Source organism: Azonexus hydrophilus (assembly GCF_038368255.1).
Taxonomy (GTDB): domain Bacteria; phylum Pseudomonadota; class Gammaproteobacteria; order Burkholderiales; family Rhodocyclaceae; genus Azonexus; species Azonexus hydrophilus.
This window is the reverse complement of the sequence record NZ_CP151406.1, coordinates 3,272,750-3,286,306: the sequence shown is the minus strand read 5'-3', so window position 1 is coordinate 3,286,306 and position 13,557 is coordinate 3,272,750. Positions and strand designations below refer to the sequence as shown.

Genomic DNA, 13,557 nt, shown 5'->3' with positions numbered 1-13,557 from the left:
GCGGCAACTATACGCAAAAGCGGCGTGTTTTGCACGGAAGGCTGTATGGATGTACAGCCTTCCGTGGGCTCAGCGCTGGCGCGGGGTGAAGACTTCCTGCTCGATCAGCCAGCGACCGTCGATCCGACGTAGTTGCAACTGCTTGATTCCCTGGTCGCTCAGCGCCTGCGAGCGATAGCGCTGGTCAAAGGTCAGCCAGGCACGGTCGGCGCCTTCGCGGCGGATTTCCGGCTGGCCGAGTTCGAGTTCGATCTGGCCGGCGCGGCCGATGATGCGTTGGCGGGCGCTGCGCCACTGCGCCGGGCTGACCATGTTGCCTTTGAAATCGGGGTGGTAGTACGCCAGGTAGGCGGCGACATCGCGGCCGGCCCAGGCGTCACGCCAGCCGGTGAGGAAAAGCGCCAGGCTGTTGTCGGGCGGTGGCGCGGGGTCTGCGACCGGCGCGGGCGCTGGGGCGGCGGGCGTCGCTTCCACTGACTGCGGGGCGACGGATGGTGCCGGTGCGCCTGCTTCCTCGACCATCGGCGGCGGTTCCGGGGCATCGAAAATTGCCGACATCGTGTGGCTGCAGCCGGCGGTGCCCAGACTCAGGGCGACCAGGCCGGCGGCCATGCCCTGACGGAAGGCGTCGTTGTTGTCTGCCATATGCACTCCTTGTTCAAAACGGGGAAATGACGAAACGATAGACGCAACTATAACCCGGCCGCCGCTCGGGGTGGCTTCGGCAAACCTGCTAATATTGCCGCTTCGCTGCGATGCAACAACACCTATAACGATGTCTTCCCCTTCCGATCGCATGAGTCCGCAGGAACGCCGTGTCGGCGCCTCGCTGGCTTCCATCTTCGCCTTGCGCATGCTCGGCCTGTTCCTCATCCTGCCGGTGTTTTCCGTGCACGCGGCGACCATGCCCGGCGGCGAAAACCTGATGCTGGTCGGTCTGGCGCTCGGCGCCTACGGCCTGACCCAGGCGGTATTCCAGATTCCCTTCGGCATGGCCTCGGATCGCGTCGGGCGCAAGCCGGTGATCATCGCCGGTCTGCTGATATTCGCCCTGGGCAGCTTCATTGCCGCCTGGGCGCCGGACATGCACTGGATGATTGCCGGCCGCGTGCTCCAGGGCATGGGCGCGATCTCGGCGGCGGTGACGGCGCTGGCCGCCGACCTGACGCGTGAGGAACACCGGACCAAGGTGATGGCGATGATCGGTTCGTCGATCGGCCTGGTCTTCGCGCTGTCGCTGGTCGGCGCGCCGCTGCTCTACGGCTGGGTCGGCATGGGCGGGTTGTTCACGCTGACCGGCGTGCTGGCGCTGGCGGCCATCGTCCTGCTGCTCAAGGCCGTGCCGGCGGTGGCGAAACCGGTCGGCCAGCAGAAGCTGCCGCTGCGCACCGTGCTGACCAATCCGGACCTGCTCAAGCTCAATCTCGGCATCGGCACGCTGCACATGATCCAGATGGCGATGTTCGTCGTCCTGCCGCACGCGTTGCTCAGCCGGGGTGGCCTGGCCGCCCCGGAACACTGGAAGGTTTACCTGCCGGCCGTGCTGGCCTCGTTCGCGATCATGGTGCCGGCGATCATCGCCGCCGAAAAGAAGGACAAGATGCGGCCGATCTTCCTCGCCGCCATTGCCCTGACCGCCTGCGTCCAGCTCGGCCTGTTCCTGTTCAGTGCCAGCTTGTGGGCGCTGGGCCTGTGGCTGCTGCTGTTCTTCGTCGCCTTCAACATCCTCGAAGCCACGCTGCCGTCGCTGGTCTCGCGCACCGCGCCGCCGGCCGCCAAAGGCGCGGCGCTGGGCGTGTACAACACCACTCAGGCGATCGGCCTGTTCATCGGCGGAGCAGCCGGGGGCACCATTGCGCAGCATTTCGGTGATAATGCGGTGTTTTCCGCCTGCACCGTCCTCGCCCTGATCTGGCTGGTCGTTGCCGGTACGATGAATTTTCCGCAGCGGCGCCCGGCGCCGGCGGGACAAACTGCTTAGGAGACAGGAACATGGCCTCGGTCAACAAGGTGATTCTCGTCGGCAATCTCGGTGCCGATCCCGAAACCCGCTACACGGCCAGCGGCGACGCCGTTTGCAACATCCGCCTGGCGACGACGGAAAGCTGGAAGGACAAGAACAGCGGCGAGAAGCGCGAAATCACCGAATGGCATCGCGTGGTCTTCTACCGCAAGCTTGCCGAAATCGCCGGTCAGTACCTGCGCAAGGGCTCGCAGGTGTATCTGGAAGGCCGCATCAAGACCCGCAAGTGGCAGGACAAGGACGGCCAGGACCGTTACACCACCGAAATCGAATGTACCGAAATGCAGATGCTGGGCTCGCGCCAGGGCATGGGCGCGCCGGCTTCGCAGGGCGGTGGCGGCGGTTACGACGAGCCGACCGATTACTCCCCGGCGCCGCCGAAGAACAAGCCGAAACCCTCCTTCGACGATCTGGGTGACGACATCCCGTTCTGAGCCCCAGCAACGAGGCCTCTCCATGAGCAAAGCCATCACCTTCAAGGTTCTCGAAGACATCGCCAAGGATTTGTCTGGCGACGAGATCACCTTCCCGACCTTCCTCGACATCACCTTCCAGGTGCGTACTGCACTGAAGGATCCGAACCTGAACGTCGACCAGCTGGCCAAGCTGGTCGGTGCCGAGCCGCTGATGAGTACCAAGATCATCCGCATGGCCAATTCGGTGGCGCTCAATCCGTCCGGACGCGAGATCGCCGACGTCAAGAACGGCATCATCCGGGTCGGCATGGAGGCGGTGCGTACGGTGTCGTTTGCCGTGGCCATGGAGCAGTTGCTCAAATCCAAGCAGATGCAGCCGTTCGAGGAAATCTCGAAGCGCCTGTGGGAACACACCGCGCATGTGGCCGCGCTGTCCCGGGTGCTGGCACGCAAGATGGCCAAGATCAACGGCGACGAGGCGATGTTCACCGGCCTGGTGCACGACATCGGTGTCTTCTACCTGATGTCGCGCGCCGCCGGCTTCCCGGAACTGATCGCCGACAAGGCCGAACTGCACGCCCTGCTGGTCGGCTGGCACGACAACATCGGCCATGCCCTGCTGTCGGCGCTAGGCTCGCCGGAGTCGGTACTGCTGGCCGTGCAGGAGCACGAAAACGATCGCGAGATCAAGGACATCCGGACCTTGTCCGACGTCCTCTACGTGGCCAACAAGATCGCCAACCGGACGTCCTGCTGGCGCGATCCGGCCTACGACGCGCCGGTCGACACCTCGATGCTCGACACCCTGTTCGACGCCGACACCCTGGCTTCCATCGTCGAGGAATCGGAAGAGGAAGTCGCTTCGCTGAAGAAGGCGTTGGGCGCATAAGCCTGCTGCCGGTCGCCGTTGGGAAACTGTTCAAGCCTACGCGCAATGGCTGGGCGTCCTAGGTGGTTTCCGTAATTGGCTGGTAACTCTTGGCGTGGATAATTACCGGGTCATTTTTCCCGTCATCGGGATAGCTCGCCGCAATCGCGGTGAGTTGCCCGAGAAAACTCCATGCGTGCCTTCGTCTTCCTCGTGCGGCTTGTCGCTGCACAATTCTTTCTGCTGTCAGGTGCTCAGGTTGCAGCCGCCAAGGATCTTCTGGTGGTCCAGGTTGCGCCGCTGAGCGGCCCACAGGGGGTCACCGGCCGCGCCATTGGCGCTGGCGCCCGGCTCTATTTCGATCACGTCAATGCCACTGGCGGTATCAACGGTGCCAAGCTGCGCTTTGTCAGCCGCGATGATGGCCAGAATCCCGAAACCACGGTTCGCCTGGTCCGCGAAAGTCTGGAGCGCGAGGCGCCGGTCGCCTTCATCGGCAGTGTCGGTACCAATAACGTTGAAGCCCTGGTACGTGACGGCGCGCTGGCGCGTAGTGGCACGCCCCTGGTCGGTGCCGTGTCCGGCGCCAGCTCGGTGACCGGGAAACCGTCAATTTTCATCGTCAAGGCCGGTTATCGGGCCGAGATTTCGCGCCTCTTCCAGCAGCTTGGCCAGGTCGGCCAGAAGCGTGTCGGTCTGGTTTTCCAGAAGGATGCACTGGGTGACGACGTGCTCGCTGGCGCCGAAGCCGAGGCGGGCAAGTGGGGCATCGAACTGGTTGCGCGTGCCGGTTACGAGCGCAATACGACCCAGGTCGAGGGCGCTGTCGAGTCGATGCTGAAGGCCAATCCGGCGTCGATTTTCCTCGGGGCGACGACGCTGGCGGCGGTCGAATTTGTGCGTCAGTACCGCGAGCGCGGTGGTATTGCGACGATCTACGGTCTTTCCATCATCGATTCGAAAGTCCTGCTCGACAAGCTCGGGCCAGAAGTTGCTCGCGGCTTCGCCTTCTCGCAGGTGGTGCCGCCGGAAAGCAAGTCGGTACTGCCGCTGGTGCGCGAGTATGCCAAGCTGAAGGGGCAGGGCAAGCACGCCGACCTCGGCGCCCGTTCGATGGAGGGCTTCATCGCCGCCAAGGTGCTGGTTGCTGCGTTGCGCAAGGGGGCCGCCAGCGGAGCCGAAGCCGGCAAGGCGGTGGCGGCGATCCGCAAGCTTGATCTCGGCGGTTACAGCCTCGATTTTTCGGCCAGCGACCGCACTGGCTCGACCTACGTCGACTTCGCCATGCTTGGCCGTGGCGGCCAGGTCGTTCAGTAAGACGCCGGCTACAGGCGGCGGATCTTCTCGAGCAGCGCCGTCGTCGATTTCTGATGGATGAACGGGATGGAATGCACCGTCCCGCCCCAGCCGCGTACTTCGTTGCAGCCAACGATCTTGTCCACCGGCCAGTCGCCGCCCTTGACCAGGATGTCGGGACGACAGTCGACAATGCGCTGCAAGGGCGTGTCCTCGTCGAACCAGGTGACCAGGCTGACGCATTCGAGCGCCGCCATGACTGCCAGCCGGTCGGCCAGCGCATTGACCGGGCGGTCGTCGCCTTTACCCAGTCGCTTGACCGAGGCGTCGGTATTGAGCGCCACCACCATGCTCGTTCCCAAGGCTGCGGCCTGCGCCAGGTAAGTGACGTGGCCGCGGTGCAGGATGTCGAAGCAGCCGTTGGTGAATACCAGCGGCCGGGCCAGTTCGGCGCAGCGCTGCGCCAGTTCATCGGGCGGGCAGATCTTGTTTTCGAAGGCGGGGGACGAGTAGTTCATGGCGGACAATGTTCGGCTGAGGCCGGCATTGTACCCCCGCTCAGCCGCCCGGCAGCGCAACCAGGCGGGCCGGTTCCTGTTCCGGGCAGTGGCAGCCGATGCGCCGACAGAGTCGGTCAACGCCGATGATCGACAGCATGCCGTGACGGTCGCCGGCCCGGCGCATGCCTTCGACCACGCCGATGGTCAGGGTGTCTCCGGCGGCTGCCATGTGGCTGACCGGCTGGATTTCCTCGCGGGCCACTTCGGGAATTTCGCCCAGTTCGTCGACCAGCAGGCCGAGGCAGCTCTTGCCATGGGTACGGACCACGATGATCTGGCGCGCCCGCTCGGGGATGTCGGCGCCGGGTGTCAGCAGGCGTTCGAGGTGTAGCACCGAGATCAGGTTGCCGCGGTACATGCGGACGCCAGCGACCAGGTCGCTCTTGCCGCCGAAGACCGGTGTCAGTTCCTCGGTGTCGATGGCCTCGACCACATCGTTGGTCGGGATGCCGAGCCATTGCTTGCCGATGTAGAAAGTGGCGATTTCGAGCAGGTCGTTGCCGTTGCCGACGCGCCGTGTGCGGCCCTGGGTACTGTTGCGACTGCTCCGGGTGGGGGCGGCCTCACCGACAGCGACGCTGCCGAGCGGGAAGGCCGAAATGGCCAGGATGTCGTCCACCTGCCCGTCGCTGGTCTTGTACTCGCGGTAGCCGGCCGATTGGGCGGTGCCGACGGCGTAATACTGCGCGTCGATGTTGACGATGTCGGCGCAGCGGCCGCCCCGGCCGAGCTTGCGCTGCATCGGGGAGAGCGGGAACAGGCTGTTCGCCGGGTAACGCGGATCGGTGCAGGAAATCACGCGCCCATCCTCGCGGACGAAGGCCGAGAAGGCCCCGTCGACGATCTGGCCGCTGGCGTCGCGGGGCAGGGCATCGTGGAGCATCGCGGAAAACTGCGGGGCGCCGTCGAAAACGATGCCGATGCCGCCGACCACCTTGCTGTTGCCGGGATCGCGGATGGCAGCGGCGTAGATGTAGGTCGGCCGGTTGGCGTAAAGCGCGCTCGGCGCGAAATGCGAGAAGACGTAGGCGCGCGAGTTGTCGATGGCCAGGCAGCGGCCGACCCATTCCTCGTGCAGCCGGCTGCCGACCAGGGACTCGCTGTCGTCGGCCGAACTGGCAACCACCTGGCCCTGCGTGTTGAACAGGATGAGGTTGGTGTACACGGTGTACAAGCCATTGATGTAACGCAGTATTTCCGAGCATTGTGCACTCTGCGCCGGGCTCAGCGCGGGTTCGGAGAGTATTTGGCGGAAGCTGGCGTTGAGCGCCCACCAGCGACAGTCGTTGGCGCGCTCGTAGAGATTGCGGTCCATCACGTCGATGGCAAACGCCGCCCGCGACACGCCGTTCTGCAGCAGCGCGGCAACCACCGTCTGGTGCAGGTTGCCGATCGATTGCTCGAAGATGGACTGGGTTTTGCGCCCGGTATTGGAAATTTCCCAGAGCAGGGTTTTGGCGAAAGCGGCATTGCCCTGGCTGGCGTCGACCTGGCGGACCGAACCGTTCCAGACCGAGCGGTTGAGGTCTTCCTGGATGCGCTCGGCGCGGGCCGGGATGGTCTGCAAGGCTTCGGAAAACAGGCTGGGGTGACGGGTGACGTTGGCCAGCGTCTGGCTGTCGATGTGTTGCAGCAATTTGGTTTCATTGCGCTCGAAGGCGAACTCCAGCGGAATCAGCGCCAGACCCAGCCAGCCCGGGCCGGGGTAGCCCTGGTAGGCGTGCGCCGGGCGGGCAAAGGCCAGGTATTCGCGGCCAGCCAGACGGATGATTTCGCCTCCGGCGTCGAGCAGACGTTGTTCGAGGCGGGTGCCCGGCGGCAACTGGATCGGCGACGAGCTGGCGACCACTTCGCCACTGGTGTCCACCGTCGCCAGCAGGCTCAGGTCGCCGTCGTCGAGCAGGTTGGCAAAAATACCCTGCATTTCGTCGGCGAGCCGGAAGGCAAGCGCCAGCACGCCGAGGCAGTTACCGCCGTCGTCCTCGACCCGGTAGGCGTAGATCAGTTGCTTGCCGGCCGGCAGGAAATCGGTCTCGCCGAAATATTCGACATAACTGGCCGGTGTCGATCGTGCTTCGCTGATCAGCGGATGGCAGGAAGTCTCGCCCGGATGTTCGTTGAGCCGGGCGCGGATGCGGCCATCGGGGGCGAACAGGACAATGTCGGCATAGACCGAGTATTTCTCGACATATTCGCGAAAACGGGTCTGCAGCGGGGCGGGGCTGGCGTCTTCGCCGAGCAGGAAATTGCGGATGTCGTCGTCGGCTGACAGGAAGCCGATGTCGGCGGTGCGCTCGAACAGGTTGCGGACCAGGATGTCGATGCTGGTCTGGGCCTTGGCCCGCAGTTCGGCCACCGATTTGCGCAGGGTCTCGCGGCCGAGGTGGTTGAGCAGGTCACCGGTCAGCTGCTGGAAGGCTTCGCGGGTGCCGGCCATTTCGGTGGCGGCGCCGGTCAGCTGGCCGAGCAGGCCGAGCGTGTCCCAGGTCGCCTGCAGGCCGCCGAGTACTTCGCGATAGTCCTCGACCCCCTGCATGTGACGCACGCAGCCGCTCAGCGACGGGTCGATCTCGATTCCCTTGTAAAGCGCCATCCCGATTGCCTCCTCGTTTTGATGCGCCCGGGCTGGGCGCATTTTTTTAGGAAAGCATGAATAAGCAAAGAATGTACCGATAATTCAATGCCTTGCCGGGTGCGGGATTCGGCGACTGTGGCAGTCTATTTGTCGGATTTTCTCCGTGGGCGATGCGACACGATGTCGGGTTTCAAACGCCCATTTGCTGTCGGCTGTGCAGGGCTTGCAGCGCGTCGTCCAGGCTGAGCAGCAGACTGACGCCGGGGATGGCGGCGGTCCGTTGTACCCCGGCGCCGCCGGCCCACAGACAGATTTCGCTGGGCAGCAGGGCACGCAGTTGTTGCAGCAACGGAGCGACCTGGCGTGCGGGGAAGGCGCTGGAGAAGGACAGGGCAACGATGTCGGCGGCGTGCGCCTCGCTGGCGCGGACGATCTCCATCAGCGGCATCTGCGTGCCCAGCGGGATGCATTCCGCGCCTTCGAGGCAGAACAGGGCCTCGGCCATCAGCAGGCCGAGCACATGCTGTTCCTCGGGCACCGTGGTCAGCAGGATGCGGGGATGGCCCCGGCCGGCCGGCAGCGCGGCGATGTTTTGGCGCAGCAGGCGCTTGCTCAGTTCGGTGAACAGGTGTTCCTCGAAAACTTCGATGCGACCGCTTTCCCAGGCCTGGCCGATCTGCCAGGACAGCGGGGCAATGGTGTCCTGGACAAAACGCTGCAGGCCCTGGCGGGCTACGCGCTGTTGCATGGCCTGGGTGAAGCCGGTCGCGTCGTGGCGGCGGATCAGCTCAATCAGCGCGGCCAGGTCGTCGGCGTCGGCGTTCGCCGCCGGTTCACCGGCAACATTCGCGTGGCGCGGGGCGAGGACGGCGAGTTCCTCGGTCGGTAGCGCAATCAGCTTGCCGGGCCGGTGGCCGCGGTCCATCAGGCGTTTTATCTGGCACAGGCGGTCCACCTGCTCGGCGCTGTACTGGCGTTCGCCGGTGCTGTCGCGTTCCGGTGACGGAAAGCCGTAACGGCGTTCCCAGACGCGCAGGACATCCTTGGAAAGTCCGGTTTCGCGTTCGACGGCGGCAATATTGAAATTCGGGGAGTTCATTGTTTTGTCCTGAACAAATGTTAGGCAAACAGTTGACATTGATCGATTTGCTGACTATCTTACGAACAAAGCTTGTTTTTGTCCAGGACAAAATAGCGGTTAGCCCCAGTTTTTGTTCACCCTTGCGACCCATTTGGAGAAAACGCATGAACGCCCCGGAAAAAATCTTCCTGCCCGATGTCCAGTCCAGCCCGGATACCCGTTTTCTGGCGATCCAGAACGTCGGCGTCAAGGGCTTGCGCTATCCGATCCAGTTCCAGTCGGCCGATGGTTCGGTGCTGGCCACCGTGGCGACCATAGCCATGACCGTCGGTCTGGCTGCCGACGTCAAGGGAACCCATATGTCGCGCTTCGTCGAGCTGCTCGAAGCCGGGCGTGGCGTGGTCAGCCAGGACGGCCTGTTCCGCATGCTCGAAGAAATGTTGATGCGCCTTGAGGCCAGCAGTGGCCGCATCGAAATGCGTTTCCCCTGGTTCATCCGCAAGGCGGCACCGGTTTCCGGCGCCGAGAGCCTGCTCGACTACGACGCGGCTTTCATCGTCGACAAGCAGGAAGGGCGCTACCCGACCCTGAGCATGGAAATCACCGCGCCGGTGACCAGCCTCTGCCCCTGCTCGAAGAAGATTTCCGATTACGGTGCGCACAACCAGCGCTCGCACATCACCCTGTCGGTCAATTTACGCGCCCTGATGTCGCTGGACGAACTGGTGCGCATCGCCGAGGAAGAGGCGTCCTGCGAGGTGTTCGGTCTGCTCAAGCGGCCGGACGAGAAATGGGTAACCGAACGCGCCTACGACAACCCGAAGTTCGTCGAGGACCTGGTGCGCGACATCGCCCTGCGCCTGATGAAGGAACCGCGGGTCGCATCCTGGCGGGTGATTTCCGAGAATTTCGAGTCGATCCACAACCACTCCGCCTACGCGGAACTGCACGGCAGCAATGCCTGAGGAGCGATCATGGACAGGATGAACCGTCAGCGTATCGCCGTCGTCGGCGCCGGCATTTCCGGACTGGCCAGCGCCTGGCTGCTGTCGCGCCGCTACGACGTGACCCTGTTCGAGGCGGGTGATTACCTCGGCGGTCACACCAATACCGTAGACGTCACCGTGGATGGTTTCACGCATCCGGTCGATACCGGTTTCCTGGTTTTCAACGAGCGTACCTATCCCAACCTGATCGCCATGTTTGCCCTGCTCGGGGTCGATTCGGTGGCGACCGAGATGTCGTTCGCGGTCAGCCTGCGCAAGCCCGAACTCGAATGGGCGGGCAGCAACCTGGCCACGGTCTTCGGCCAGAAGCGCAATCTGCTGCGCCCGGCCTTCTGGCGCATGCTCGGCGACATCCTGCGCTTCAACCGCGAGAGCACCGCCTGGCTGTTGTCGCATCCCGGCGATTCGCGCAGCCTGGGCGAGTTTCTCGACGCCGGCGGCTATTCGCGCGAATTCGCCGACTGGTACCTGCTGCCGATGGCGGCCGCCATCTGGTCCTGTCCGACCGGCCAGATGCGCGCCATGCCGCTCGGGCCCTTCGTCCGTTTCTGCAACAACCACGGCCTGCTGCAGATTTTCGACCGGCCGGCCTGGCGCACCGTCAGCGGCGGCGCCCGGACCTATGTGCGCAAGCTCGCCGAACAGCTCGCCGACGTCCGTGTCGCCTGCCCGGTCAGCGCCGTGACGCGAGAAGCCGCCGGCCTGAGGGTGACGCATGCGCACGGCAGCGACCATTACGACCAGGTGGTGATGGCCTGCCACAGCGACCAGTCGTTGGCCATTCTCGGCTACACCGCCAGCGACGCCCAGCGCGAGGTGCTGGCGGCGATCCGCTACCAGCCGAACCGGGCCATCCTGCATACCGATCCGGCCCTGCTGCCGCGCCAGCGTTCGCTGTGGTCGGCGTGGAACTATTTTGCCGGCGAAGGCGCGCCGGGCGAGCAGCCGGTCGGCGTTTCCTACCTGATCAACAAGCTGCAGCCGCTGCCTTTCTCGACGCCGGTGGTGGTGACCCTCAACCCGGTCAGCGAGCCGGCGCCGGACAAAGTGCTGGCCGAGTTCGATTATGCCCACCCGGTGTTCGACGCCGCCGCCATCGCCGCCCAGGAAAGGCTGCCCGAGGTCCAGGGCGAGAACGGCATCTGGCTGGCCGGCGCCTGGGGCAGCTACGGCTTCCACGAGGACGGCCTCAAGTCGGCCTTGCGCGTTGCCAATGCGCTCGGCGTCCAGGCGCCCTGGCAGGGTAGCGTCGCCGAAATGCTGGCCGAAACGGAGACGGCCTGAGGTCATCATGCGCGGCTCGCCCGAACTCTTCCTCGGCCACGTCATGCACCGGCGCCTGCGACCGGCGGTGAACGCCTTCGTCTATCCGGTGTTCTACCTCCAGTTGCCGGTGCGCCGACTGGGCGAGTGCGACTGCGGCATCTTCTCGGTCGACCGCCGCAACATCCTGTCGCTGCGCAGCGCGGACTACGGTCCGCGCGACGGTTCGCCGCTGCTGCCGTGGATCACAGGGGTGTTGCGCGAGCACGGCCTGCCCGACGACGGCGAGATCGTGCTGCAGACCTTCCCGCGCGTTTTCGGTTACGTCTTCAATCCGGTCAGCTTCTGGTACTGCCGCGACCGCGCCGGCGCGCTGATCGCTGTCCTCGCCGAAGTGAACAACACCTTCGGCGGTCATCACAGCTACCTGCTGCACGACCACGGCCGGCCGCTGGCCGACGGTGCCGAACTGCACGCCGCCAAAATCTTCCACGTCTCGCCGTTCTGCGAGGTCGAAGGCAGCTACCTCTTTCGTTTCCGCCTTGACCGGGATACCCAGGTGGCCCGCATCGACTACGCCGACGCCGACGGCGACCTGCTGCTCACCTCGATTTCCGGCCGCCCGCAGGGCTGGCGGGCGGGCAGCCTGTTGCGCAACTTCCTGCGCATGCCGCTGCTCACGGCCGGCGTCATTTTCCGCATTCACTGGCAGGCGCTCAAATTGTGGCTGAAGGGCGTGCCCTTCGTCGGCGCCAACCCGGGCAGCAAGGGCCCGCTACTTCAGGAGACAAGCAAATGAACGAAACCCTGACCCTGCGCGGCGGCCGCCGGCCGGCCCGCGACACCCGCACCGTATTCGAGCTGCTCGCCGGCCTGCGCGGTGGCCTGCTCGAAATCCGCCTGGCGGACGGCAGCAATACCCTGTTCGGCGACGGCGACAGCGGCGTCAGCCTGCAGGTGCACGACGAAGCGATGTTCAGCCGGGTACTTGCCCGTGGCGACATCGGCCTGGCCGAAGCCTATCTTGACGGCCACTGGGACAGCCCCGACCTGAGCGGCGTGCTGGCGCTGCTGGCCGGCAACCGGGAGACGTTGCGCAAAGCCGTCTACGGCTCCTGGGGCGCCTTGCTGATGGCCCGAATTCGTCATCTGCTCAACCGTAACAGCCGCAGCGGTAGCCGGCGCAACATCCTCGCCCACTACGATCTGGGCAACGATTTCTACCGCCTGTGGCTGGACCGCACGATGAGCTATTCGGCGGCGATTTACCGCGACGCCGACGATGGCAGCCTGGAATGCGCCCAACGGGCCAAGTACCGGCGCATCCTCGACCGCCTGCAGGCGCAGCCGGGCCAGCAAATTCTGGAAATCGGCTGCGGCTGGGGTGGCTTCGCCCATATGGCCTGCAACGACGGACTGGCGCTCACCGGGCTGACGCTGTCGCCGGCGCAACTGGCCTGGGCGCAGAACCGGGTGCCGGAAGCCGACCTGCGCCTGCAGGATTACCGCGATCTGAACGAGCGCTTCGATCACGTCGTCTCGATCGAGATGTTCGAGGCGGTCGGCGAACGCTGGTGGCCGACCTATTTCGCCAAACTGGCCGGCGCGCTCAAGCCCGGCGGAAAAGCCGTGGTCCAGAGCATCACCATCGCCGACGACCTGTTCGCCGACTACCGCAAGGGAACGGACTTCATCCAGCAGTACATTTTCCCCGGCGGCATGCTGCCCTCGCGCACCGCTTTCCGTGCCGCCGCAGCCCGGCAGGGGCTGGTGGTGAACGACGAATTTGCCTTCGGTCGCGACTATGCGCGTACCCTGGCCGAGTGGCGCCAGGCCTTTGAGCACAACTGGCCGGCCATCCGCCAGCAGGGCTTCGACGAGCGTTTCCGTCGCCTGTGGCGTTTCTACCTGGCTTATTGCGAGGCCGGTTTCCTGGCCGGCAACATCGATGTCGTCCAGTTCGAGCTCGGCCATGCGCCGGCGTAGTCTGCTCCTGGCCGGGCTGGCGGCACTGTGCTGGCCGCTGCTCGGCACTGCCAGCCCGATGCAGGGCTTGCGTCCGCGCGGTCAGGGCAGTTTCCGCCGCTTCGGCTTTCACGTCTACGACGCCACCCTGTGGACCGGTGAGGTTCCCGACGGCCCGCCACTGGCGCTGCGCCTGGATTATCGGCGCAAGCTCTCCGGTCTGGCCATCGCCGACGCCAGTACGACCGAGATGCGCCGCCTGGTTGCCGACGAGGCGCAGTTGTCCGTCTGGGATCAGGCCATGCGCCGGATTTTCCCCGACGTGCGTGATGGTGATCACCTGCTCGGCGTGTGGCGCGATGACGGCGCCTATTTCTATCAGAACGATGCCCTGATCGGTGCCGTGCGCGATCCGGCCTTCGCCCGTGCCTTCTTCGGCATCTGGCTTGATCCGCGCAGCAGCGCCCCGGCCCTGCGCGCCGCCTTGCTCGGCCGGGGCTGAG

Annotated in this window: 13 protein-coding genes; 9 read left to right on the top strand and 4 right to left on the bottom strand. The window is 65.0% G+C overall.

All coding sequences use genetic code 11. The features are described from left to right. Positions 1 to 69: 69 nt before the first annotated feature. On the bottom strand, positions 70 to 645 hold the full coding sequence (locus tag AADV58_RS15970; RefSeq protein WP_341743694.1) for a L,D-transpeptidase Cds6 family protein: 576 nt from the start codon (positions 643 to 645) through the stop codon (positions 70 to 72). A gap of 151 nt (positions 646 to 796) precedes the next feature. Between AADV58_RS15970 and AADV58_RS15965 the strand changes: the two genes are divergently transcribed. The 4 genes from AADV58_RS15965 to AADV58_RS15950 all read left to right on the top strand — a co-directional run bounded on the left by AADV58_RS15965 (position 797) and on the right by AADV58_RS15950 (position 4,624). Further along, entirely contained in the window at positions 797 to 1,981 is a 1,185-nt protein-coding gene (locus AADV58_RS15965) for an MFS transporter (protein WP_341743693.1), read from the top strand. Positions 1,982 to 1,992: 11 nt separating this feature from the next. Next, on the top strand, positions 1,993 to 2,457 hold the full coding sequence (gene ssb / locus AADV58_RS15960; protein ID WP_028994292.1) for a single-stranded DNA-binding protein: 465 nt from the start codon (positions 1,993 to 1,995) through the stop codon (positions 2,455 to 2,457). Between the two features lie 22 nt (positions 2,458 to 2,479). Then, positions 2,480 to 3,328: an HDOD domain-containing protein gene (locus AADV58_RS15955; RefSeq protein WP_341743692.1), complete on the top strand. Its 849-nt coding sequence runs from the start codon at positions 2,480 to 2,482 to the stop codon at positions 3,326 to 3,328. Positions 3,329 to 3,499: 171 nt separating this feature from the next. Beyond that, positions 3,500 to 4,624, top strand: a complete 1,125-nt coding sequence (locus AADV58_RS15950) for an ABC transporter substrate-binding protein (protein ID WP_051295290.1) — start codon at positions 3,500 to 3,502, stop codon at positions 4,622 to 4,624. Positions 4,625 to 4,632: 8 nt separating this feature from the next. Here AADV58_RS15950 and rfaE2 read toward each other — a convergent pair whose 3' ends face one another. The 3 genes from rfaE2 to AADV58_RS15935 all read right to left on the bottom strand — a co-directional run bounded on the left by rfaE2 (position 4,633) and on the right by AADV58_RS15935 (position 8,837). Continuing rightward, positions 4,633 to 5,121, bottom strand: a complete 489-nt coding sequence (gene rfaE2, locus AADV58_RS15945) for a D-glycero-beta-D-manno-heptose 1-phosphate adenylyltransferase (protein ID WP_341743691.1) — start codon at positions 5,119 to 5,121, stop codon at positions 4,633 to 4,635. A gap of 40 nt (positions 5,122 to 5,161) precedes the next feature. Next, a complete protein-coding gene (locus tag AADV58_RS15940; RefSeq protein WP_341743690.1) occupies positions 5,162 to 7,756 on the bottom strand; it encodes a chemotaxis protein CheW in 2,595 nt (864 codons plus the stop codon). Between the two features lie 172 nt (positions 7,757 to 7,928). Then, positions 7,929 to 8,837 carry a MerR family transcriptional regulator gene (locus tag AADV58_RS15935; protein ID WP_281983750.1) on the bottom strand — a complete coding sequence of 303 codons (909 nt, stop codon included), beginning with the start codon at positions 8,835 to 8,837 and terminating at the stop codon, positions 7,929 to 7,931. A 146-nt stretch (positions 8,838 to 8,983) separates the two neighbouring features. Between AADV58_RS15935 and folE2 the strand changes: the two genes are divergently transcribed. Genes folE2 through AADV58_RS15910 form a run of 5 tightly spaced genes read left to right on the top strand, consistent with a single transcriptional unit; the run spans position 8,984 to position 13,556 of the window. Beyond that, positions 8,984 to 9,784 carry a GTP cyclohydrolase FolE2 gene (gene folE2, locus AADV58_RS15930; protein ID WP_341743689.1) on the top strand — a complete coding sequence of 267 codons (801 nt, stop codon included), beginning with the start codon at positions 8,984 to 8,986 and terminating at the stop codon, positions 9,782 to 9,784. Between the two features lie 9 nt (positions 9,785 to 9,793). Continuing rightward, positions 9,794 to 11,110, top strand: a complete 1,317-nt coding sequence (locus tag AADV58_RS15925) for an NAD(P)/FAD-dependent oxidoreductase (protein WP_341743688.1) — start codon at positions 9,794 to 9,796, stop codon at positions 11,108 to 11,110. A gap of 7 nt (positions 11,111 to 11,117) precedes the next feature. Then, complete coding sequence (locus AADV58_RS15920; protein ID WP_341743687.1) at positions 11,118 to 11,888, top strand: DUF1365 domain-containing protein; 771 nt, start codon at positions 11,118 to 11,120, stop codon at positions 11,886 to 11,888. Then, a complete protein-coding gene (locus tag AADV58_RS15915) occupies positions 11,885 to 13,075 on the top strand; it encodes a cyclopropane-fatty-acyl-phospholipid synthase family protein (RefSeq protein ID WP_341743686.1) in 1,191 nt (396 codons plus the stop codon). The genes AADV58_RS15920 and AADV58_RS15915 overlap by 4 nt, the downstream gene beginning before the upstream one ends. Continuing rightward, the gene (locus AADV58_RS15910) at positions 13,062 to 13,556 is read left to right on the top strand and encodes a chalcone isomerase family protein (RefSeq protein ID WP_341743685.1); all 495 of its coding nucleotides are present in this window, start codon (positions 13,062 to 13,064) and stop codon (positions 13,554 to 13,556) included. The genes AADV58_RS15915 and AADV58_RS15910 overlap by 14 nt, the downstream gene beginning before the upstream one ends. Position 13,557 lies beyond the last annotated feature (1 nt).

Bases quoted from the DNA above. Each gene is read 5' to 3' on its own strand.
- AADV58_RS15970 (WP_341743694.1), bottom strand. From the start codon at position 645: ATGGCAGACAACAACGACGCCTTCCGTCAGGGCATGGCCGCCGGCCTG.
- AADV58_RS15965 (WP_341743693.1), top strand. From the start codon at position 797: ATGAGTCCGCAGGAACGCCGTGTCGGCGCCTCGCTGGCTTCCATCTTC.
- ssb (WP_028994292.1), top strand. From the start codon at position 1,993: ATGGCCTCGGTCAACAAGGTGATTCTCGTCGGCAATCTCGGTGCCGAT.
- AADV58_RS15955 (WP_341743692.1), top strand. From the start codon at position 2,480: ATGAGCAAAGCCATCACCTTCAAGGTTCTCGAAGACATCGCCAAGGAT.
- AADV58_RS15950 (WP_051295290.1), top strand. From the start codon at position 3,500: ATGCGTGCCTTCGTCTTCCTCGTGCGGCTTGTCGCTGCACAATTCTTT.
- rfaE2 (WP_341743691.1), bottom strand. From the start codon at position 5,121: ATGAACTACTCGTCCCCCGCCTTCGAAAACAAGATCTGCCCGCCCGAT.
- AADV58_RS15940 (WP_341743690.1), bottom strand. From the start codon at position 7,756: ATGGCGCTTTACAAGGGAATCGAGATCGACCCGTCGCTGAGCGGCTGC.
- AADV58_RS15935 (WP_281983750.1), bottom strand. From the start codon at position 8,837: ATGAACTCCCCGAATTTCAATATTGCCGCCGTCGAACGCGAAACCGGA.
- folE2 (WP_341743689.1), top strand. From the start codon at position 8,984: ATGAACGCCCCGGAAAAAATCTTCCTGCCCGATGTCCAGTCCAGCCCG.
- AADV58_RS15925 (WP_341743688.1), top strand. From the start codon at position 9,794: ATGGACAGGATGAACCGTCAGCGTATCGCCGTCGTCGGCGCCGGCATT.
- AADV58_RS15920 (WP_341743687.1), top strand. From the start codon at position 11,118: ATGCGCGGCTCGCCCGAACTCTTCCTCGGCCACGTCATGCACCGGCGC.
- AADV58_RS15915 (WP_341743686.1), top strand. From the start codon at position 11,885: ATGAACGAAACCCTGACCCTGCGCGGCGGCCGCCGGCCGGCCCGCGAC.
- AADV58_RS15910 (WP_341743685.1), top strand. From the start codon at position 13,062: ATGCGCCGGCGTAGTCTGCTCCTGGCCGGGCTGGCGGCACTGTGCTGG.